The 22143-nt window shown below is 49.1% G+C and carries 20 protein-coding genes and 1 pseudogene; 15 read left to right on the top strand and 6 right to left on the bottom strand.

The window, feature by feature from the left end; genetic code table 11:
- Positions 1 to 8 precede the first annotated feature (8 nt).
- The 5 genes and pseudogenes from AC5SV9_RS01725 (at position 9) to AC5SV9_RS01705 (ending at position 4093) form a co-directional block, all read left to right on the top strand.
- A complete protein-coding gene (locus tag AC5SV9_RS01725; RefSeq protein WP_475151464.1) occupies positions 9 to 1685 on the top strand; it encodes a toxin-antitoxin system YwqK family antitoxin in 1677 nt (558 codons plus the stop codon).
- 151 nt (positions 1686 to 1836) lie between these two features.
- On the top strand, positions 1837 to 2301 hold the full coding sequence (locus tag AC5SV9_RS01720; RefSeq protein WP_475151462.1) for a hypothetical protein: 465 nt from the start codon (positions 1837 to 1839) through the stop codon (positions 2299 to 2301).
- Positions 2302 to 2508: 207 nt separating this feature from the next.
- On the top strand, positions 2509 to 2976 hold the full coding sequence (locus AC5SV9_RS01715) for a helix-turn-helix domain-containing protein (RefSeq protein WP_475151460.1): 468 nt from the start codon (positions 2509 to 2511) through the stop codon (positions 2974 to 2976).
- A 122-nt stretch (positions 2977 to 3098) separates the two neighbouring features.
- Positions 3099 to 3824 (top strand): annotated as a pseudogene (locus AC5SV9_RS01710) (DUF4386 domain-containing protein).
- 80 nt (positions 3825 to 3904) lie between these two features.
- Positions 3905 to 4093, top strand: coding sequence for a hypothetical protein (locus AC5SV9_RS01705; protein WP_475151458.1), 189 nt, complete (start codon positions 3905 to 3907; stop codon positions 4091 to 4093).
- Between the two features lie 173 nt (positions 4094 to 4266).
- Here the strand turns inward: AC5SV9_RS01705 and ylqF are convergent, their stop codons facing one another.
- From ylqF to AC5SV9_RS01680, 5 genes are all read right to left on the bottom strand, one after another.
- Positions 4267 to 5202, bottom strand: a complete 936-nt coding sequence (ylqF, locus tag AC5SV9_RS01700) for a ribosome biogenesis GTPase YlqF (RefSeq protein ID WP_475151456.1) — start codon at positions 5200 to 5202, stop codon at positions 4267 to 4269.
- Positions 5203 to 5301: 99 nt separating this feature from the next.
- Entirely contained in the window at positions 5302 to 5583 is a 282-nt protein-coding gene (locus AC5SV9_RS01695) for a hypothetical protein (RefSeq protein ID WP_226765578.1), read from the bottom strand.
- 146 nt (positions 5584 to 5729) lie between these two features.
- A complete protein-coding gene (locus AC5SV9_RS01690; RefSeq protein WP_475151453.1) occupies positions 5730 to 6833 on the bottom strand; it encodes a CsiV family protein in 1104 nt (367 codons plus the stop codon).
- Entirely contained in the window at positions 6830 to 10306 is a 3477-nt protein-coding gene (gene mfd / locus AC5SV9_RS01685; protein WP_475151451.1) for a transcription-repair coupling factor, read from the bottom strand. The genes AC5SV9_RS01690 and mfd overlap by 4 nt, the downstream gene beginning before the upstream one ends.
- A gap of 36 nt (positions 10307 to 10342) precedes the next feature.
- Positions 10343 to 10942: a PilZ domain-containing protein gene (locus tag AC5SV9_RS01680; protein WP_475151449.1), complete on the bottom strand. Its 600-nt coding sequence runs from the start codon at positions 10940 to 10942 to the stop codon at positions 10343 to 10345.
- 96 nt (positions 10943 to 11038) lie between these two features.
- Here AC5SV9_RS01680 and AC5SV9_RS01675 point away from each other — a divergent pair, with 96 nt between their 5' ends.
- Genes AC5SV9_RS01675 through AC5SV9_RS01665 form a run of 3 tightly spaced genes read left to right on the top strand, consistent with a single transcriptional unit; the run spans position 11039 to position 14145 of the window.
- A complete protein-coding gene (locus AC5SV9_RS01675) occupies positions 11039 to 12238 on the top strand; it encodes a lipoprotein-releasing ABC transporter permease subunit (RefSeq protein ID WP_475151446.1) in 1200 nt (399 codons plus the stop codon).
- Positions 12231 to 12914, top strand: coding sequence for a lipoprotein-releasing ABC transporter ATP-binding protein LolD (gene lolD, locus AC5SV9_RS01670; protein ID WP_273020479.1), 684 nt, complete (start codon positions 12231 to 12233; stop codon positions 12912 to 12914). The genes AC5SV9_RS01675 and lolD overlap by 8 nt, the downstream gene beginning before the upstream one ends.
- Positions 12907 to 14145 carry a lipoprotein-releasing ABC transporter permease subunit gene (locus tag AC5SV9_RS01665; protein ID WP_475151444.1) on the top strand — a complete coding sequence of 413 codons (1239 nt, stop codon included), beginning with the start codon at positions 12907 to 12909 and terminating at the stop codon, positions 14143 to 14145. The genes lolD and AC5SV9_RS01665 overlap by 8 nt, the downstream gene beginning before the upstream one ends.
- Here the strand turns inward: AC5SV9_RS01665 and AC5SV9_RS01660 are convergent.
- Complete coding sequence (locus AC5SV9_RS01660) at positions 14142 to 14669, bottom strand: DUF2062 domain-containing protein (RefSeq protein WP_331923057.1); 528 nt, start codon at positions 14667 to 14669, stop codon at positions 14142 to 14144. The genes AC5SV9_RS01665 and AC5SV9_RS01660 overlap by 4 nt on opposite strands.
- A 24-nt stretch (positions 14670 to 14693) precedes the next feature.
- Between AC5SV9_RS01660 and AC5SV9_RS01655 the strand changes: the two genes are divergently transcribed.
- The 7 genes from AC5SV9_RS01655 to tcdA are packed head-to-tail and all read left to right on the top strand — an operon-like array spanning position 14694 to position 22132.
- Complete coding sequence (locus AC5SV9_RS01655; protein WP_475151441.1) at positions 14694 to 16937, top strand: DNA internalization-related competence protein ComEC/Rec2; 2244 nt, start codon at positions 14694 to 14696, stop codon at positions 16935 to 16937.
- Positions 16938 to 16969: 32 nt separating this feature from the next.
- Positions 16970 to 18718, top strand: coding sequence for a lipid A export permease/ATP-binding protein MsbA (msbA, locus tag AC5SV9_RS01650; RefSeq protein ID WP_475151439.1), 1749 nt, complete (start codon positions 16970 to 16972; stop codon positions 18716 to 18718).
- On the top strand, positions 18718 to 19701 hold the full coding sequence (lpxK, locus tag AC5SV9_RS01645) for a tetraacyldisaccharide 4'-kinase (RefSeq protein ID WP_475151438.1): 984 nt from the start codon (positions 18718 to 18720) through the stop codon (positions 19699 to 19701). Before msbA ends, lpxK begins: the two co-directional genes overlap by 1 nt.
- Entirely contained in the window at positions 19691 to 19888 is a 198-nt protein-coding gene (locus AC5SV9_RS01640; protein WP_331923126.1) for a Trm112 family protein, read from the top strand. The genes lpxK and AC5SV9_RS01640 overlap by 11 nt, the downstream gene beginning before the upstream one ends.
- Positions 19876 to 20628, top strand: coding sequence for a 3-deoxy-manno-octulosonate cytidylyltransferase (kdsB, locus tag AC5SV9_RS01635; RefSeq protein WP_475151435.1), 753 nt, complete (start codon positions 19876 to 19878; stop codon positions 20626 to 20628). The genes AC5SV9_RS01640 and kdsB overlap by 13 nt, the downstream gene beginning before the upstream one ends.
- Entirely contained in the window at positions 20628 to 21332 is a 705-nt protein-coding gene (locus AC5SV9_RS01630) for a pseudouridine synthase (RefSeq protein ID WP_475151434.1), read from the top strand. The genes kdsB and AC5SV9_RS01630 overlap by 1 nt, the downstream gene beginning before the upstream one ends.
- Positions 21333 to 21334: 2 nt before the next feature.
- Positions 21335 to 22132 carry a tRNA cyclic N6-threonylcarbamoyladenosine(37) synthase TcdA gene (gene tcdA / locus AC5SV9_RS01625; RefSeq protein ID WP_475151433.1) on the top strand — a complete coding sequence of 266 codons (798 nt, stop codon included), beginning with the start codon at positions 21335 to 21337 and terminating at the stop codon, positions 22130 to 22132.
- The last annotated feature ends 11 nt before the right edge of the window (positions 22133 to 22143 follow it).

Raw genomic sequence — 22143 nt, 5'->3', positions numbered from 1 at the left:
GAATAATAATGAAGTACTTATGTTTGTTATTGTTATTGTTTACCTGGTCAGTGGCAGCTGAAAAAGTATTGCTAACCGAGGAATGGCAGCTAACTGAAAATGCTGATGAAGCTATTTATTATGCTGAAACAACACCAGCAGGTGACAATACCCTTTGGCCAGTGAAGGTGTTTTATGCAAAAAATCAGCAGCTGTACTTCAGTGGTACGTTAAACGGCTCTGATTTATTGCAAAGCCCTATCGTCGAAGACTTCGTGTACTACCACGAAAACGGCCAGATGATGACCAAAGGACACAGTAATCGCGAAGGCCAGTATCATGGCGAGTATTTCAACTATTGGTCAGACGGCACTGTGCGTAATCAATACCGGTATGTTGAAGGTGAACGTGACGGCGAGCAGCTTACGTTTTACGAAAATGGAAATCCGGAAAGCCGGGCACAGTACAAAAATGGCAAACCTTTTGGTATGACTGAGCGCTATTACAGCGACGGCACACTGTCATCGCGTAGCCATTTCAATGAGTATGGCCAGAACGGCCTGTATGAAAGTTTTCACAAAAATGGCCAGCCAGAGCAGCGGGCGATGATAAAAAACGGCGAGCGCGAAGGCGAGCGTTTGTATTGGAGTGAAGACGGCTCACCGGTTTATCAGCAGCACTATCTGGCTGGTAAGTTACACGGTGAAGAGCGCAGCTACCGTTACGGCGGTGTTTTATATTCGGTTAAGCAGTATCAGCATGGTATTCAGGTTGGCAAACAACTTACTTACGATGAAGCTGGCAAAGTTGTGACTGAGCAACACTTCGATGAAAAGGGCCGCGAAGTTCAGTCTGTTTCTTTTAACAGCGCGGGTAACAAAACCCGCCAAACGGATATTCGCTATGGTGAAAAAGGCAATATCTCGACAGAGCAGCATTACAACGAGCAAGGCCAGTTGATATATAAAAATGAAATCGATAACGGTCGCAATTGGCGCTTATTGCAACGTTTTGATGACAATGCAGAGCTTATTGGTCGGGAAGAGCGGCTAAACGGTAACTATACCGGGCTGTATTTGGGCTCTGACTGGCAAGGCAATCAAACCCGGGCTAATTACCGTGACGGTGAATTTCACGGTGACTATAGCGAACAAACGCCGGATGGCAGCGAGTTTAACCGGGGTAAATATAAAAACGGTAAAAAAGTGGGAAAGTGGGTACAGCAAACCGAGTTTAGTACGCTGACCGAGAAATATAACGATAGGGGCGAGCCGGACGGCGAGCAAACAGAAGTAGACCCGCAAGGCGTTGTGTTGCTACAGGCGTTCTACCGCAATGGCAAGCTTGAAGGCGATTATATAAAACGTGATGCAAGCGGGCAGCTACAAGCCAAAGGGCGCTATATCAATGGCGAAAAACACGGAAACTGGCAAGAGCGTGACCTGTATTCATACGGTGCGCCACTGCTGTGGCAGGGCAACTACCGGCAGGGCAAAATGATTGGCCTGTGGCAGGCGGTATCTGACGCCGGGCATTTACTGGCCTCGACTAAGTATGATGACAATGGCCTTAAGCAAGGCAAAAGCTACCGCTTTAACGAAGACGGCAGCCTTATTTCGATTGAAGAGTTTAAAGACGACATAGCACCCGATTTGCCCCGCTATTACTACAACGGCGTAAGCAGTGAAGATGATACGGGGATTTAGCAAATGCAAACACCGGTTGTATCTATAACTTGTTGTAAGGTATAAAAAACCAATGTAATGTTTTGAATATTAAATTTACAAAGGCTGAAAAGTCCGTATTTAAATAAGGATCTTTCCGCCGAATAAGCGTTAGGCATATAAGGAGGGTTCAGTGAAAAAATTAAATTTAGTATTTATATCCCTTATCTTATCTTTTTCTAGTTCTGCAAATGAAAAGTTTACGACAGATCAGTTAATCGAAAAGGCAAAGGCATTTGTATCGGCTAAAAATGCTCGCCAACAACCAAATACAACCACTAAAGACATAGACCATTACATATCGCTATTATCTGATGATTTCATTGATGAGCATGTAAAATTTGAGTTTACCTATACTGATAAGTCGAAGCTCCGTTCAGATATGGTTGGTAAACTAAAAGATGAAGTCATTAATAGCAATATTGAGATAAACGAAATTATGGTAGGGGCTAATGTTGTTTTTATAAAAATGACTGAAAAAGGTAAAGTTAAACCTGCACACTTAGATGAAACCATTGAATATAGTAAAACTAATATTGTCTCATTAGAGTTTAACGAATCAGGTTTAATTAAGCATATCCGCCGACACCACGGTTAATGTATGCCTAACAAAAATTTAAAGCGGGACTGCGAACAGTTTGCTCAGTTTCGCTTCGCTATATATTTTAGAAAACTATTTTCAGCCCCTTAAATGTGCGTTATGTGCGGCAACTCTGCAGCTGTCGGCTTACTGTCGGGTAATTTACGTACCTGACAGGTGAAAATATAAGTAACACTGTTGGTTCAGGAGTACAGGAGCCATCTGATGATTTTAAAAGAACTGCGACTTAGTCGGCATATTTCTCAAGAGCAATTAGCGCAAATGTCCGGGCTTAATGTTAGAACCATTCAGCGTATTGAGAGTGGTCACAATGCTAGTTTTGAATCATTAAAATGTCTTGCTGCGGCTCTTGATGTCGATGTGACAACACTGAACCAGGAGACATTTATGATTGATAAAAACACAGCTAATTGGCAAAAACTGCCGCTTTTTTTGAAAATGTGGTTTGTGCTAAATTTTTTGCAAATCAGACCAGCACGCAGCACAGCAGATAGGGTTGAAAAAATATCGCACATTTTCGGCTTTTTATTTTGTTGCCTTGGGCTTGTGAGTGAAGCGGCTCTGGTAGGTGGTATTATTATGCTTGCAACAGCCTACTTGTTTTACATGTTGAAGTGGCAAGGTGATAAGTATGGTATCTGGTATGACCCTGACGCAGCGATGGGCACATAACAATCGCCACCAAAATGCGCCTTTTGGGCGCTCGAAACCTCCCCCGAATAAAGTAGACGCCTATCATTACGAAGAGGTAGGCAAAAGATGGCTAAGATACTTAGCGACCAGAGGATTGATGAATGAATAGGATGTTAGGCGATAACAAGCTTGCGCGGGTAGCAGGCGCTGTATACCTCATTGTTGTCATTACAGGCATATTTAATCTTGTATATGTACCTTCTCAAATAAACGTTCCTGGTGATATAGCTGGCACCATTGCCAATATCGAATCTTCGATGCTTCTTTATAGGTTCGGTATTGCCGTGGGCCTGATTAGCTTTTCAGCATATCTACTACTGCCCTTGGCTTTGTATAGATTGCTGCATCATGTGAATAAGCAATCCGCAGTTTTAATGGTCATATTGGCGATATCTAGCGTCCCGGTCACTTTCGTTGGCATTCTCAATAAAGTAGATATTCTCTCGCTCATTGCACAGGCAGGGTATTTACAAAACCTCACCACCGAGCAGTTACACTTTCAGGTTGGCCTCTTGCTCCACTCTTACAGCAATAATCTTTTGGTTTCTCATATTTTTTGAGGGCTTTGGTTACTTCCCTTTGGTTATCTGGTTTATCACTCTGAATTTCTCCCAAAACTTCTAGGTGTCTTCCTTATGCTCGGCTGTTTCGGGTATCTGATTGACTTGTTTGGCCGCCTTATATATCCTCCATTTTCAAGCACACTGATTGGTGGATACATTACCGCTCCCGCTTCTATAGGAGAGATTGGCATTTGTTTGTGGCTTTTGCTGTTCGGTGCTCGCAGATCTTTATTTAATAAAGGTGCTACTCAATCGCAGACCTAGCTGGATCTCAGCCGCTGCACGAGTTTCTGCCTGTGCTACGAGCATTAGGCAATAATATGAGTTGGTGCAAGGATTTTTCGATGTATAAGATAATTGGTGGAATAGTAGGTATTTTTGGTATTGCAATAATGACTTACTTCAATCTCCTGTCATCCACAGCGCCAAACCCAAGGTATGCACTTATTGGCGCGGTTATATTTGCCATTGGGCTTGGTATTATTATGGTTAATCGTTTTAAAGTTAAGTCTGATAAAAATGGCAAGGACTAACAAGGTGCGACATTCTGGGCCTGTGGACCCAGCGACGTTCACAAATTCGCGCGTATGTGCGGGGCGTTAATGTCCACTTTCGCTCACATCTGACTGTCAGTTGAAAGATAAACTTTTATTCAAAACTGTAAGTTCAGACATGAGCTACTACAAACCAGCCGTACTCAGGCTGATTAACGGTATTTTCTCTGCGCTTTGCGTTTACGCTCCGCTTCGCGCTCGGCTTTGTCTTTCGCTTTGGCGGCTTCTTCGGCTTTGGCTTCAATAAGCTCCTGGCTTACCATCTCTGGGGTTTCCAGCGTAATGCCACCGATATTGCCGGCACGTAGCTCTGTTATCAGAATTGAACCGACTTTTTCCAGGTCGACAATACCGCCTTTACGCATAGCGCCGCGCTTTATGCCAATGGCGTCCATCAACGCGATATCGTTCTCTGGCACTTCCGTTAAGCCAAAACGTTGCATTACGGCCTGTGGGTACGCCTGCAGCAAATAATCGGCGGCAAACATAGCGATATCAGCGTAGTCAAATACGGTGTCTTTAATGGCACCGGTTACCGCCAGACGATAGCCACAGGTTGGCGGGCTTAGCTTGGGCCATAAAAACCCCGGTGTGTCGGTTAAAATAACGTTGTTGTCCAGTTTAATGCGCTGCTGCATCTTGGTCACACCGGCTTCATTGCCGGTTTTAGCGATGGTTCTGCCAGCTAATGTATTGATCAGCGTAGACTTACCCACGTTTGGAATACCCATAATCATCGCTCGGGCGCCGCGGATGTCGAGGTTGCGCTCTGGCAGCATGTCGTTACACAGCTGCAACAGCGCCCGTATTTGTTCCGGGTTTTGCTGGCTGATAGGAATGGCTTTTATACCCGCCTGGCTGTCAAAGTGTTCTACCCAGCGCTGGGTTAAAGCTGGGTCGGCTAAATCGGCTTTATTCAGTACTTTGATACAAGGCGTATTGCCGCGAAGCTGCGGTACCAGAGGGTTTTCACTGGAGAAGGGAATGCGTGCGTCGAGCATTTCGATAATAATATCGACTTGCGGCATGACTTCGGCTATTTCTTTTCGGGCCTTGTGCATATGGCCCGGAAACCAGTTGATTGACATCTAGGGGTACCTTAAATTGAACTGACCGGCTATCAGCCAACCAGTAACGCTCACTGTAATAATGAGCGCTATGATACCGCAAAAATGTTCAAAGGTGTGTCACTGCAAAACGAACTGATAAAAACTCAGCACAGAAAGTGGTGCCAACACTGCAGAGTAATAAGCTGCATTAGGCAGCTGAATTACCCCCAGACTGCGAAACAGCAGCATCAATTGGTACAGCCCGGCGACAGGCGGCAACACCGTTAGCCAGATATTGCCGGTAAGTATCGGGAAAAACCAGCTGATAATGGGTTCACAACTACTGACTAATACAAACAGGGTTAGCAACAACAGGTAGTGTTTCGGAGAGAGCTCCGGCATTGGGGTCAAATTGTCCATAATGCTCTACGATCAGATAAACCAGATAATTTAATATAAAAAAACAACATCCCATTTACCCGCGATGTTTTGTGTAAAAGTGTAATACCGCCGAAGCTTAGGCATTAGTTTCCACTTTGGCAATGGTTTTTGTTAAAAAAGTATCATTATTGCGACGTATTTGTGGCGTCATTTAGCTCAGGCTCTTCCTCGGCTGGCGGCTCATAACGGCGTATTTGCAGTATTATGCCCAGATAAGGGTGATCAAGGTAATGAATTTCGCCACTGATGACTCTGCGGCTTTGGCGCACATAAATCGTCTGCAAGCCGTTGTCCTGTGCCGGTAGGCGCAGGTTAAATTCGGTGTTTACAAATAAATAATGATCCAGATGCAGCTTAAACAAACCATCCAGCTGCCATACCTGATCCGGCAGGTTACGGCTGCTGAGGCTGTCTGAATGTACCGGATTATCAATTGCCGATACTGCTGTATCTGGCAGCTGGCTGTTTGCATTTAATTGTTGTAACAACACGTCAATATTGGACATTAACTGATGAGCGTCGGTGTCGTTAGCTGCGACTAAATCATGGCTGACAAGCTCTGCGTTGTCAGAAGTGAGGGGGGCTGCATCTGCCGTAACGTCAGAAACCGGCTGACCCCAGTAGTCGAATTGCTCACTGTAGTTTTTTCCGCTGAACCAACGGCTGCCGATAGCCCGGCGTTCGGTCACCGGCGCCTGGCGCCAACTGGTGTGCAGTAAAAGCTGAGTGCCCGCAGAGCGGGTAATTTTGCTGGCAATATCTGTTAGCTGCAGCGATGCGCGCTCTGCCAGATAAGGCGTGTTCGCGTGTACTCCTGAGCCTGTTAAAACAGCAGGCAGCGCGGCAGGGTACGGCACTTTATCGTAACTGCGGCGGGGCTCAAACAGATTACCAAGCTGCCAGCTGTGTGGCTGGCGTTCCACTATACAAAGCTGCGCCGATAGTGCCTGAGTAAACTGATATCCATCTTCCGGCAACTGCGAGCTATTACACAGGGGTAATTCGGCCAGCAGGCTGGATAAGTCCGGCTGCAGCAGCGGCGTCACCAGGTCATAGGCTCTGCCGGGCTTTATCGCCGTTACAGCATCACCGAAATTTTCCTGCAACGATGCCGGTGGCGTTTGACTGAAAATCAGCATTTCAACTTCAAACCAGCGTTGTTCCTGAGCATGTAATACCGAGCTAAACAGCGCGGCGCTTATGAAACTGCAACTGACAGCTTTACTCATTTTTGTACCTTATGTCTGGCAAAATCCTGCAACATGTTTGCGATAAGGCTCAGACGTGCTGCGCCATCATCAGAGGCAATATTAAAACGTAACTTCTGCCCACCCTCGAGTTTAAATACCCGTGATTGCTTTTGAATAAGCTCAATAATATAAGCTGGTGATACAGCTGTTTTTTCACTGAATTCGACCAGGCCACCTTTACTGTTCGCCTCGATACGCCGGATCCCCAGCTGCTGCGCCTGAATTTTAAACTCGGATATCGCCACCAGGTTTTTAGCGGCATCTGGCAATAAGCCAAACCGGTCTATCAGTTCTACCTGAACGTCATCCAGCTCTTCCACACTGGTCGCTGACGCCAGCTTTTTATAGCAGGATAAGCGTAAATTTACATCCGGAATATAACTTTCAGGTAGCAGCGCAGGTATGCGCAGCTCCATTTCAGTCTGTTGGCTTAGCATCGCATCAAGGCTCGGCTCTCGGCCTTCTTTTAAGGCTTTAACAGCCTGTTCCAGCATGTCCATGTATAAACTAAAACCAACGGATTCTATCTGGCCACTTTGTTCATCGCCCAGTAACTCGCCAGCGCCGCGGATCTCTAAATCATGTGTCGCCAGCGCAAAACCCGCGCCTAAATCTTCCAGGCTTGCTATGGCCTCAAGCCGCTTTTCAGCATCTTTGGTCAGACGCTTAGGGGGAGGGGTCAGCAAATAGGCATAAGCCTGATGATGCGAGCGACCGACACGTCCGCGCAGCTGGTGAAGTTGTGCCAGGCCAAAATTGTCGGCACGATTGATAATAATGGTGTTTGCGGTTGGCACATCGATACCGGTTTCAATGATGGTTGAGCAGAGCAGCACATTAAAACGTTGGTGGTAAAAGTCTGCCATGATTTGCTCCAGCTCGCGCTCACGCATCTGGCCATGTGCAATACCAATGATGGCTTCTGGCAATAACTGTGCTAAATCCGCTGCGGCTTTCTCAATAGTAGCAACATCGTTGTGCAAAAAGTACACTTGGCCACCCCGCAGAATTTCACGCATCACCGCTTCACGGATCAGGCCGTTTTCGTACTCGCGGACAAAGGTTTTCACGGCGAGGCGTCTGGCCGGTGGGGTGGCGATAATCGACAGATCCCGCATGCCGGACATCGACATATTCAGCGTACGGGGAATGGGGGTGGCGGTTAATGTCAGAATATCAATATCGGCACGCAGCGCTTTGATTTTCTCTTTTTGCCGCACGCCAAAGCGATGCTCTTCGTCGACAATCAACAGGCCAAGATCCTGCAGTTTGATATCATCCTGCAGTAGCTTATGAGTACCAATTAAAATATCGACTTTACCGCTGGCGACATCTTCAAGAATGGCTTTTTGTGCTTTGGTGCTGACAAAACGCGACAATACTTCGACCCGTACCGGCCAGTTGGCAAAGCGGTCTTTAAAGTTTTCAAAATGCTGTTGTGCCAAAAGTGTCGTGGGTACCAGCAGCGCCACCTGTTTGCCGTCATTTACCGCAACAAAGGCTGCCCGCATTGCCACTTCTGTTTTACCAAAACCGACATCACCGCAAACCAGCCTGTCCATTGGCTGCGGGCTTTGCATATCGCGCAGCACAGCATCGATGGCGTCCTGTTGGTCTGCAGTTTCCTCATAAGGGAAGCTATCGGCAAAGGCCATGTACTGACCATCATCTATGGCAAAGGCATAACCCTGGTGTGCTGCGCGCTGGGCGTACACATCCAGCAGCTCTGCCGCCACATCTCGCACTTTTTCTGCCGCTTTACGCCGTGATTTTTCCCAGCTGTCGTTGCCGAGTTTATGCAGCGGCGCTTGTTCTGCATCGTTACCACTGTAACGGCTGAGCAGATGCAAAGAGGTGACCGGCACATACAGCTTGCTGCCGCCAGCGTATTCAATGGTGACAAACTCAGCACTGATGCCGCCAGCATCGAGTAACTGTAAGCCCTGATAACGGCCGATACCATGTTGTAAATGTACTACCGGCTGGCCAAGATTCAGCTCAGCCAGATTGCGGATAACCGTATCACTGGACACCTGCTGGCTGCGTTTACGCCGTCTGCGCTGACTGATTTTTTGCCCGAACAGCTCGTTTTCACTGATCAGCGCCAGCAGACCGGGTTTGTCAATCAGCACGCCTTGTTCCAAAGCACCGACAATAATGCCCAAATCGTCTTTGCTTTGTTCAAAAGCCGCCAGGTTGTCGTATTGAGCAATGCGGATCCCGGCTTTTTGCAGCAGTTGCAGTAAGCTTTCGCGCCGGCCTTCGCTTTCTACAAAAAACAGTGCCCGGCCTTGTTGCTGCTTAAGTGAAAGCATAAATTGCTGCAGCGCCTGCAGCGGGTTTTTCAGCTGATGATTAACACTCAGATCTGCCAGGGTAGACACTGTGGCATTCGCCTGGCCTGCGCGGGCAGGCAGCAAGGCCTGGCTAAGCCGGATACGGCCGTGCTGTTTCAGTGCAGCAAACAGCTGGTCGACTGAGAGATAAAGCTCGTTGGGCTTCAGTATTGGCCGCAGCAGGTCAATTGCTCTGTCGTCATAGCGCCGTTTTAATTCCTGCCAGAACTTTTCAGCCGCATGCTCTGTATCACCCAGTAACAGAAAGCGGCTGTCTTCAGGCAGGTAATCAAATAACGTGGCTGTTTTTTCGGTAAACAGCGGTAAATAGTATTCAATACCAGCTGGCAACATACCCTGACTAACTTGCTGATACAGCGATTCTTTTTCATTTCGGGCGGCAAAGCGCTCGCGATAGGCAATACGAAAGCGTTCAATTGCAGCCTGATCTGTCGGAAACTCGTGTGCTGGCAGCAGCTCGATCTGATCAACCTGCGCCTGGCTACGTTGGTTGTCCGGGTCGAAGGTGCGAATGCCGTCGACGTCATTATCAAAAAAGTCGATACGATAGGGCGTAGCTGCGCCCATTGGGTACAGATCCAGAATAGAGCCGCGGGCAGAAAACTCACCGTGCTCCATCACTTGCTCTACGCTGCGGTAGCCAACAGCAGCCAGCTGGCGTTTTAGCGCGGCTAAATCGGCTTGCTGGCCTTTTTTGATCAGAAAACTGTTTTGCTCAAGATAATCGCGATGGCAAATACGCAGCAATAAGGTGCTGACCGGCACGATAACCACACCCCGGTCTAACCTGGCCAGCTGATACAGGGTTTTTAGGCGCTGTGAAACAATATCCTGGTGCGGTGAGAATACATCGTAGGGCAGTGTCTCCCAGTCTGGCAGTGTAAGCAGCGGGCAGTCTGTTGGCGATAAAAACACCGCCAGTTCCTGCTCCAGTCGCAGTGCAGTTGGTGTGTCGGGTACCAGCAATAGATAAGTGCCGCTGTGCTGGCGTAACAACTGACTAATTGCCAGCGGTAAAGCCGCACCTTGTAAATTGCCCCAGTGTAATTGGTCTGAGGCGTGCTTAATCTGGGGTAATGCAGAGATAAGATCCATGTAAAACAACTAACCTATAATGCGCTAAAGCCAATACTAAGAAGATGTGTGCTGCTGACGCTGCTCGGCTTTCTGTTTTAAAAGTTTTGATTGCTGATGCAGGCTGGCACGCACAATCAGCTCACGATCTTCTTCTCTGATACAGGAAAATACCACTTTTACCTGCCATTTTTCAGCCACTTGCTCACAGCTTAATACCTGGCCATAACAAAATACTGCGCCATCGTTATTATCCAGAAACAGTTTAACTTCTACTACCTGCAGCGGTGACAGTGCGCTGTCGGCCAGGTAGCAACAGCCGCTGCCACTGTAACTTTGGGTAACATAGCGTGTGCTTTCGTCGTCCTGTTGTCTGAGCACATAATGCAATAATAAATCTATTTTACGGGCCTGTTGTTGCAGGTAGTTTGCCAGCTCTTCTGCCAATTCGCCCAGGCGATTGAGTGAGCGCAGGGCAGAACTGTTCAGGCTGTTGACGTCGGACGCCATCAGAAAAGGTGCCGGAATGGCCTCTGCCAATTCACGTATTGAAGGCAACGGCCTGTCCAGCGCCCTGACATTGAGGCTGATGCCATGTTCTACGCTGAAGTAATCCTGATAAGCTTCATCCAGCTGCTGTAATGTTAACTCACTCATGGGCCTACCTTTGCAAGCTGCTTGTCACAACTGACAATAATCTCTATGATCGTCGCCACTTTACCATCTAACGCAGGTCTTGTCCTGAAGATTAGAATGCAGTTACCAGTCAGTTTGTTCATCGGTTTACGTTATAGCCGAAGCCGTAAAGGTAATGCCTTTATTTCTTTTATTTCACTGTTCTCTGTGGCCGGTATTTTTCTGGGCGTTATGGCACTGACAGTAGTCAGCTCGGTCATGAACGGTTTTGAAGGTGAGCTTAAAAAACGTATTCTGGGTGTCATACCTCATGTGGTCGTTACCGCATCCGATGACGATACCGAACGCTGGCAGCCGGCTCTACTGGCACAGCCGCTGGTGCAGCAAATAACCCCGTTTTTGCAAACGGAAGCGCTGGTGCAGTCACCGCGCCAGCTAACCGGTGTTTTGCTGCAAGGCGTTACCGCCGATGCCATTCCGGATTTTATGCAGCAGGCGTTGTTGGCAGGTGACTGGCAACAGTTTGCGGCCGAGCGCTATGTTGTCATGCTGGGCCGGATGCTGGCAGAGCAGCTGCAGGTGTCGGTGGGTGACCAGCTGCGTTTTATGTTGCCTCAGGCTGGTAGCTATACCCCGATGGGCTGGGTACCACGGCAGAGACTGTTTACTGTCGCCGGCATTCTTGACACCGGCTCTGACGTCGACAAGTTGCTGGCCGTCACTAATCTGGCAGATTTAAGCCGGCTTAGCGGTAATACGAATACGGCAACGCAGTGGCGTATCACCCTGACAGAGCCTTTTGCTGCACCGCACCTGGCACAACAGCTCGCTGCCGATGAAACGCTAAAGGTGCAGGACTGGCGGCAAACCCAGGGTAAGTTGTTTGCTGCCGTTGCGATGGAAAAAGCCATGATGTGGCTGATGTTACTGCTGATCGTGGCGGTAGCAGCGTTTAATATAGTATCAGCGCTGGTGATGATGGTGACAGACAAACAGGCAGAAATTGCGATTTTAAAAACCCTGGGCATGAGCGATCGCAAACTGTTTGCTGTGTTTGCTGTGCAGGGGCTCAGTAACGGTTTAACCGGTGCCATTAGCGGTGCTGTGGCAGGTGTATTGTTATGTTGGCAGCTAAATCCGCTGCTGGCATTGCTGGGGCTGCAACTGGCGCCGGGGATAGCGCTACCGGTAGATATCCGGCTCGACCAGCTTTGTCTGATACTGCTAAGTGCCGTATTTCTGACGTTGCTGGCGGTATGGTATCCGGCAAAACGCGCAGTAAGTATTAATCCAGCGGAAATATTACGTGATGAGTAATGTATTAACAGCAGAGCAGATCTGCAAAAGTTATCGCGATGGCCAGCAGGTCACGGATGTATTACACGGTGTTGATATTAGTATTAACCGCGGTGACATGCTGGCTATAGTGGGCAGCTCAGGTTCTGGCAAAAGTACCTTGCTGCATATTCTGGGTACGCTGGATAAGCCTGATAGCGGCAAGCTAACACTGCTTGGCAAAGATGTCGCAAGCTTGTCATCGGCGCAAAAAGCCGCGCTTCGTAATGAACAGCTGGGATTTATTTATCAGTTTCATCATCTGCTGATGGATTTTACTGCACAGGAAAATGTGGCCATGCCACTTTTGATCCGTGGATTATCAGCCTCAGCTGCAAAGCAGCGTGCAGCGGCGATGTTGCAGCGGGTAGGTTTGTCACACCGTCTTAGCCATCGCCCGGCTGAGTTAAGTGGGGGTGAACGTCAGCGGGTAGCTATCGCCCGTGCGTTAGTTGCTGAGCCTGCATTGATACTGGCGGACGAGCCAACAGGAAACCTTGATCAGCATACCGCTGAATCGGTATACCAGTTGCTACGCAGTTTGAACCGTGAACTGGGCACCAGTTTTATCGTGGTAACGCATGATTTGCAGCTGGCATCGCGTTTGGATCGTCACCTGTTAATGCGTGATGGTCACCTGGAGACGGCTCATGGCTAATCTGGCCTGGCAGTTGGCAAAACGTTACCGTAATACCCGCCACAGCAGTGGCTTTATCCGCTTTATCTCCGCCAGCTCAACCTCAGGTATAGCGCTGGGGGTAGCCATTTTGATCCTGGCTTTGTCGGTGATGAACGGTTTTGAACAGGCACTGGAACAACGCCTGTTATCAGTGATCCCGCATGTTGAGCTGGAAGCTGCCGCTGAACCTATTGCCGACTGGCAAAGTAAGCTCAAACGGCTGTCACAGGCCGAAGGGGTAAAAGGCGCAGCACCTTATATTAAAACCAATGGTATGCTCCGCTTCGGTTCAGCTGTTAAAGCTGCTGAAGTGCGGGGCATAAAACTGGATGCAGAGCGTAAGATAAGTGATTTTGCCTCTTACGTTAGTGCAGGCGAGCTGGATAGCTTAGCGGATGGCGACATTGTACTGGGGCAGGGCATTGCTGATGCGCTGGCTGTGCAGGTTGGCAGCCAGGTGCAGTTGCTGCTACCAAAGCTTACCGAAGACGGCCGTCTTGCCAGCCACAGCACTGCTGTTTTTACCGTTAGCGCCATTGTTGCTATCGGCGGCCAGCTCGATTACAGCCATGTCTGGCTGGATATGGATACCTTAGCAAGGTTGCTGGCGTTTGAAAGTGGCACTGTGCAAGGGTTTGCATTTCGCCTGAGTGATATCTTTCAGGCGCCGCAAAGGGCGCGGGAGCTTGGCAGACTGTCTGAGGATTACGTCTATCTGCTGGACTGGTTCCGCACTCAGGGCCATGTATACCAGGATATTCAAATGGTGCGCAGTATTTTATATCTGGTGTTAGCGCTGGTGATAGCCGTGGCCTGCTTTAATATTGTGGCTACGCTGATCATGGCGGTAAGAGAGAAAGAAAGTGATATCGCGATATTACTGACTATGGGGGCTTCACCAGCGACAGTTATTTTCACTTTTATGTGGCTGGGTTGGCTCAATGGTTTAGTTGGCAGTGTCGTGGGTGCCGTTGTGGGGTTGCTGCTGGCAGGTTACATAGAGCCCATATTTGCATTAGTGACAAGGGTCTTAGGGCATTCACTGCTTGACCCCAGCATTTATTTTATTGATTTCATCCCCTCGTTGCTGCAATGGCAGGATGTTGCGCTGACGCTGGGAGTCGCGTTGTTGATGAGCTTGCTGGCAACCTTATATCCGGCCTGGCGTGCCAGCAAGGTGCAACCAGCGTTAGTGTTGGGGCAGCGTTAGTTTACCGGTTTGCTGCGTTTTAGCTTTCGCAGCAATTGGGCTTTTCGTATTGACACCCGCCATAGCCAGTCAATAACAAAATAACCGGCAACGGCTGAACATATTCCCATCAACAGGCAGCCGGTTAAAAACGGCTTACCTATCGACGCTATACTATGCTGTAACCAGGCCCAGCTGGCTTCAAACGCAAAGTGTTCTATTGGTGTACGCAGTACTACACAACCTACCAGATAACTTAAATAGAACAGCACCGGCATCGTCAGCGGGTTAGTTAGCCAAACCAAAGATACCGATAACGGCAGATTGACGCGCATCGGAATAGCGACAGCGGCTGAGGCGACCATTTGAAACGGGATTGGCATCCAGGCAAAAAATAGTCCGACAGCGAAAGCACCGCGGGCAGAGCGCCGGTTCAGATGCCACAAATTGCCATCATGCAGCAGCGATCCAAACAGCTTCAGAAGTTTCTGCTGCTTGATTTTCTCCGGAGATGGTAAATATTTCTTAATAAAGTTCTTTGGCATACAACCTGTTCACAAAAAACAAACATGAAATCTTTTTGTATCGGTGTGCTCGCTGGCAGCCTATTGTCATTATTTTTGCCAATAGTGCCACCTTTTTTCTCAGTATTTTTGCTGATACCGGTAATTTTAATCTTACTGCACTACAGTGGACTGTTTTATGCCGGGATCGTTGCGTTTTTTATCAGCTTTATCTGGCAATTTAATGTCTATCAGAACGCACAGCATGATCTGCTTGCCTCTGCACACAGTCTGACCGGTGTAATAACTGATACGCCCAAACATTACGCAGAGTATAGTCAATTTAAGTTGAAACTGGATGACGGTGCGGCTGCAGGGTATTACGTCACGCTGAACTGGAGCCATGCGCCTGACACTTTGCGCCAAGGCCAGCACTGGCAGCTGTGCGCCCGGTTGAAGCCTATCGCCGGTGTAGCCAATCCGGCAGGGGTAAACAAAGAAACCACCGCTTTGCTGGAGCAGGTCGTGGCGCAGGGCAGTGTGGTCACGTCACCGGCACCTCAATTATTGTCAGAGCAGCAAGGCATCCGCTCCCGCTGGTTATCGGATGTTACAGCCGCCGTACAGCCGTTACAGACGGCGCCATTGCTACTGGCCCTGACGATGGGCGAACGGCAGTTCTCTGCACCGCTCTGGCTTGGGTTGCAGCTATCCGGTCTGGCGCATCTGGTGGCGATATCCGGATTGCATGTTGGCTTGGTGTTCGGCTGGGGAATGCTGCTCGTTCGTTTACTGCCATGGCCGATACATTGTTTGGCCTGGCGCAGACCGGCAGGCATTATTTGTGGTTTGGTTCTGGCTTTGAGCTATGCCTGGCTCGCAGGTTTTGCCATCCCCACAATCAGGGCAGCCGTTGCGTTGCTAATGCTATCCGGTGCACTGTTGCAGCGTAAATCACTGAGCTACTTAAGTTTCTGGTTGCTGCTTGCGGCCATATTGTTACTCGCACAACCGATGTTTGTGTTAAGTAAAAGTTTCTGGCTATCGATGCTGGCAGTAGCTGTGATCTTTTTTGTGCTGTGGCGCTGGCCTTTACCTGCGACTACCTGGTTAGGCAGAGTAAAGATGCTGTTCGTTTTTCATCTCGTGCTGACCTTGTTTATGTCACTGCTCAGCGTGTTGATGTTTGACGGCAGTACAGCTTTGTCGCTGTTATCCAATCTGCTGTTTGTGCCCTGGTGTAGCCTGCTGGCTATTCCGGTACTGTTATTATGCTTGCTGGCAGAGTTGTCGGGTTTTCCCGGCAGTGAACTGCTGTGGCAGCTTTGCGATACGTTATTTCAACCTCTGATGTGGTGGTTACACTGGTGTGCAGCGCATGGCCGCTGGTGGGGGCTGCCTGATCTGCCGTTGCTGTTGGTGCTTGCTGTGACGTTGCTGTTGGTGCTTACGCTACTGATAAAAAAGCCTGTGCTCAGTTATCTGGCATTGGTTGTACTGCTACCTTTGCTGCACCAGCTTACAAAACCTGCCAGTTGGCAATTGCATATGATTGATGTTGGTCAGGGTTTAGCCGTACTGGTGCAAAATGGTGAGCATGGTTTGCTGTATGATGCCGGGCCGCGTTATGGTGAATACAGTGCTACATCGGCGCAGGTTTTGCCTTACCTGCGTCAGCGCGGGATCCGAAAGCTTGATTATCTGGTGCTAAGCCATGATGACAGTGACCACACCGGTAACTGGTTACTGCTAAAGCAGGCGTTCCCGGAGGTTAAAATATATTCTGATATCTCAGATGTCAGCCCGGCGCAGCCGTGCAATCAGTTGCCGGCATATTTTTTTCAGGCTCAGCTTCGCGTATTACACAGTGGCGGCAGCGGCAGTAAAAATGACAGCTCATGTGTGGTGATGCTCAGTGTACATGGCTGGAACATTTTGCTGCCGGGTGATATCAGCCAAAGCATTGAATTAGAGCTACTTAAAAAATATCCGGCGCTTAACGCCAATGTGCTGGTACTGGCCCATCATGGCAGCCATAGTTCAAGCCACTACCGGTTTATCCACCAGTTATCGCCGCAACTTGCGCTTAACAGCGCCAGCTTATATAACCGGCATAATCACCCGGCAGAGCAAGTGCAGCAGCGGCTTGCGATGCTTGGGGTTCCGCTGTTTAATACGGCAAACAGTGGTGCGTTGACACTTAATATCAGCCCCGCAAGGCTTGATTTGACAGAGTACCGCACACAAAGAATTCCCTTTTGGCAGCAAAAGCCGAGCACAAATGCTGAAACCTTAGTTACAACACGCTAGAATAAGCAAAATTTTTTCTCCAGGGTTCTATTTTGCCGCAGCCGGACATCATCAGATCTTCAACCGCACGCCGTTTACTCAGCTATGTAAAACCGTACCGTATGGGCTTTGTTGCCGCAGCGCTTGGCATGCTGGGGTATGCTTTGGTTGATGTGTATTTTATTTCTAACTTACCTGATTTTATTGATAAAGGTATTAACGACAAAAATACTGAGTATCTGCGTTATGCCCCGCTTTTTGTGGTAATTATTTTTCTGCTGCGTGGTTTATGTAACTTTGTAGCCAGTTACTGCCTGAACTGGGTTGGTACCCATATAGTGCAGAATATGCGCCAACAGTTGTTCGAGCACTATATGCGTTTACCGGTAAGTTTTCATGATAAACACTCTACCGGTGAGCTGATTTCAAAGGTTACCTACAATACCGAACAAATTAAACAAGCCACGTCAAAAGCACTGGCAGTGCTGGTACGTGAAGGCGTTTTTGTTACCGGTTTGGTCGTGATGATGTTTTATTACAGCTGGCAATTGTCGGCAATCTTTTTACTGATAGCACCGGTTATTGCAGTGGTGGTCCGGTTTGTTTCAAAGCGCTTTCGGATGTTAAGCCGCAATATTCAGACCGCAATGGGGGATGTGACCACCAGCTCTGAGCAAATGCTTAACGGCCACAAAGTTATCCTGTCTTTTGGTGGTCAGCAGATAGAGAGCAAAAGGTTTGCCGGTATCAATAATCTGACCAGACGTCAGGATGTAAAAATGGAAGCCACCCGCGCCATCAGTGTATCCTTGATACAGGTAATAGCATCCTTTGCTTTGGCTTTTGTAGTGTATATGGCCAGTTATCCCGACATGTTAGATAGCTTATCTGCAGGTGTTTTTACCACCATTGTTGGTTCCATGATGATGCTGCTGCGGCCGTTAAAACAGCTGACTACCGTTAACAGTGAGTTTCAGCGTGGGCTTACTGCGGCAGCCAGTGTGTTTGAGATCCTCGACCATCCGGTTGAGCAGGATACCGGTACCACTGAACTGACCGGGGTAAACGGTGATATCCGCTTTGAGCAAGTGAATTTTAGTTATCCCGGGCATGACAAGCAGGTATTGTCTGATATCAGTTTTACTGTACCCGCTGGCAAGACAGTAGCATTGGTGGGGCGCTCAGGTAGCGGTAAAACCACTATTTCAAGCTTGTTGCCGCGTTTTTATGAGCTAAGTAGCGGTGATATTTTTATCGACCAGCATAATATTCGCAGTTGCACACTGGCTTCGCTTCGCAAGCAAATGGCGTTGGTATCGCAGCACGTCACGCTGTTTAACGACACTATTGCAAATAACATCACTTACGGCTGCACTGAACCTATTTCCGAGCAGCAGCTGCAGTCGGTAGCAGAGAAAGCGCATGTGCTGGAGTTTGCCGCTCAGTTAAAAGACGGCCTGAATACCGTTATTGGCGAAAATGGCGTTAGTTTATCCGGCGGCCAGCGTCAGCGCATTGCTATTGCCCGGGCACTACTGCGTGAGGCGCCCATATTAATTCTGGATGAAGCGACGTCAGCACTGGATACTGAGTCCGAGCGGAAAATTCAGGCTGCGCTGAATGAGCTGTTAAAAGGCCGCACCAGCATCGTCATCGCGCACCGCTTATCTACTATCGAAAATGCAGACAGTATCATCGTAATGGAGCAGGGACGCATTGTAGAGCAAGGCGATCACGCAACGTTACTGGCGAAAGACGGCGCCTATGCTCAGTTATATAAACTGCAGTTTGGCGAGGCCTGATGAGCCGGCTGAGCCAACGCTTGCAACAGAGCTGGTATCAGGGCAAACCTTACTGGTTCTTGCTGCCACTGGCCTGGTTGTATGGCGCGGTGACGGCGCTGCGCCGCTGGTTGTTCCGGCTGGGTGTACTTAAACAACACCGCGTCAAGGCGCCTGTCATTGTAGTGGGAAATATCAGCATCGGCGGTACAGGCAAAACGCCTTTTACGCTTATGCTGTGTAGCCTGCTACGGCAAATGGGCTGGCAACCGGGTATTGTCAGTCGCGGCTATGGTGCTGGTATCCGTCGGCCACTGCAGGTTTCACCTGATGCAAATGCAGAGCAGGTGGGCGACGAGCCATTGCTACTTGCCAGACGCAGCGGCTGCCCGGTAGTCGTTTGCCCGGACAGAGTCGCAGCGGCACAGTATTTATTGCAGCACAACCGGTGTGACATCATCATAAGCGATGATGGTTTGCAGCATTACCGCTTAGCCCGTGACGCGGAAGTTATTCTGATTGATGGTAGCCGCGGTTTAGGCAATGCCCGGTTATTACCCGCAGGGCCGCTACGCGAGGGTGCCTGGCGGTTAAAGCAGGCTGATATCGTGGTTGCCAACAGTCAAGCTGTCGCCGGAGCTGACGGTGTTATGCAATTAAAAGCCGCGCCCGCGCGCTCGCTGATATCGGATTCTGAGCTCGATAGCCGTGATGTAACACTGGTTGCCGGTATCGGCAACCCGCAACGGTTCGAGCGTACGGCTGTTGCGGCGGGTTTTAATATTACGGCAAGGCATTATTTTGCTGATCATCATAAGTTTACTGCCGCAGATTTTACTGCTATTGATGGCCCGGTTCTGATGACAGAGAAAGATGCAGTAAAATGCCAACAGTTTGCTAAAGCAGACTGGTTCAGCCTTGGCGTTGATGCTGAGCCTGATGCACAATTAAAAACAAAACTCACACTTTTATTGACTGAACTGCGGAGCAAATATGGCACTTAAAGCAGCACTGACCGAGATCCTGGCGTGTCCGCTATGTAAGGGTAAATTGAAATATGATCAGGCAGGGCAACAGCTTATTTGCACCTTTGATCGTCTGGCGTACCCAATCCGCGATAATATTCCGGTTCTGTTGGCTGATGAAGCCCGGGAGCTGACACTGGAAGAGACTGAACAATGGCGTTCGTAGTCGTTATACCGGCCCGTTTTGCCAGTAGCCGGTTGCCAGGCAAGCCGTTGGCTGACATTGCTGGTAAAACCATGATTGAACGGGTCTACCAGCAGGCATTGCAAAGTGGTGCCAGCAGGGTAGTGGTGGCAACAGATGACAGACGAGTCGCCGATGTAGTCGATTTATTTGGCGGTGAAGTCTGTATGACCAAAGCAGAACACAATTCGGGTACCGAGCGATTGGCTGAAGTGGTTAGCAAGCTACAGCTCTCAGCCGATACAGTGGTAGTTAACGTGCAGGGCGATGAACCCTTTATTCCGCCAATCATTATTCGGCAGGTGGCACAGAATCTGGCGACCCAACAAAAAGCGCAAATGGCGACATTGGCGGTGCCACTTAGCCACGCTGACGAAATCAGCAACCCAAACATTGTTAAAGTTGTCAGTGACAAAGATGGCTACGCATTGTATTTCAGCCGCAGCGTCATCCCGTATGACCGAGATGGTAATTTTCAGGCAGAATTGGCCCGTCATTACCGGCGTCATATTGGTATTTACGCTTATCGTGCTGGCTTTATACAGCGTTATGTTGATTGGCCAGCCTCAGCCTTAGAACAGATTGAATCGCTGGAGCAACTGCGCGTGTTATGGCAAGGCGAAGCCATTCATGTTGATACCGCACTGGAAACACCAGCAGTGGGGGTGGACACGCCGGCAGATCTGGAGCATGCCCGCCGGTATGCAGCCAGCCTTAACTAATGACGCACAGTTTCTCCGTTGTTGATGAGCAGCACGATTTTGTTGTGCTGGATAAAGCGCCGGGTATCAGCTTTCACAGCGATGACGGCCCTGGCTTGGCCGCAATTGCAGCGAAAACGTTAGGGTATGAACTGTTTCCGGTTCACCGGCTGGATAAGGTCACCTCAGGCCTTATTATTCTGGCTCGCAGTAGCAGTGCGGCTGCAGAGCTGACGGCGTTATTTACCTTACATCAGGTGGAAAAATATTATCTGGCGTTATCAACCGGCCGCGCAGCCAAAAAACAAGGCTGGGTAAAAGGTGATATGACACCGGCCCGGCGCAGTGCCTGGAAGTTGTTAACCAGCCAGCACAACCCGGCGGTAACGTATTTTGTCAGCCAAGGCTTCGACGAACTGCCATTCCGGGCGTATTTACTCAAACCCTTTAGTGGAAAAACACACCAGATCCGTGTCGCGATGAAAAGCCTTGGCGCACCAATAAGCGGTGATGTGTTATATCAGGCCGAGGTGGCTGACAGGGTGTACCTGCATGCCTATGCCTTACAATTTACGGTCTCAGGCCAGCAATACCGCTATGTCGCAGCACCACAGTATGGTGACAAGTTCCAACAGTTAATCCAGCATAACGGATTGTCAGAATGGCAGCTGCCGTGGCAGTTGAATTGGCCGCAGTACAGGCAACCTAAACAGGTTAGAAATTAAAGATGTCAGATTATCAGTTACGCTTTGCCGGTATAGGCCGGTTATATGGGATAAGTGCGCTGGAAAAATTTCGCCAGGCACATGTGTGTGTCGTCGGCATTGGTGGCGTTGGCAGCTGGGCTGCAGAGGCTTTGGCCCGCTCTGGCATAGGTAACATAACGCTGATAGATCTGGATGATGTCTGTATCAGCAATATTAACCGGCAACTACATGCGCTGACCGATACGGTAGGCCAGGACAAAGTGGCGGTTATGGCACAGCGGATAAAAGCGATTAACCCAGAGTGTAATGTGATTCAGGTCGAAGATTTTGTCGCCACAGATAATCTGGTGCAATTAATCAGTCCTGATCTGGATTATGTCATTGATGCCATCGACTCTATTAAGGCCAAAGTGGCGCTGTTGGCTCATTGCAAACGCAATAAAATTAAAGTGATTAGTACAGGTGGCGCTGGCGGCCAGACTGATCCGACCCAAATTCAGATAGCCGACTTAACCCAGACGATCAATGACCCCTTACTGGCCAAGGTGCGTAATAGCTTGCGGCGGGACTATAACTACAGCCGTAATCCTAAGCGGCGCTTTGGCATTGATTGTGTCTATTCGACGGAACAATTGGTGTATCCGCAGCCTGATGGCAGTGTGTGCCAGCAAAAAACAGCTCAGGTTACTGACAGCGGTGAGGTTAGCAGCATGCGGCTGGATTGCAGTGGTGGCTTTGGTGCCGTAACAGTAGTTACGGCCAGCTTCGGTTTAGCAGCCGTATCCAGAGTATTGAAAAAACTGGCGCAGACAGCGTAGTTACGCTTATC

It is taken from the genome of Rheinheimera sp. ATLC3 (genome assembly GCF_059429535.1).
This window is presented reverse-complemented; position numbering and strand designations above follow the sequence as displayed.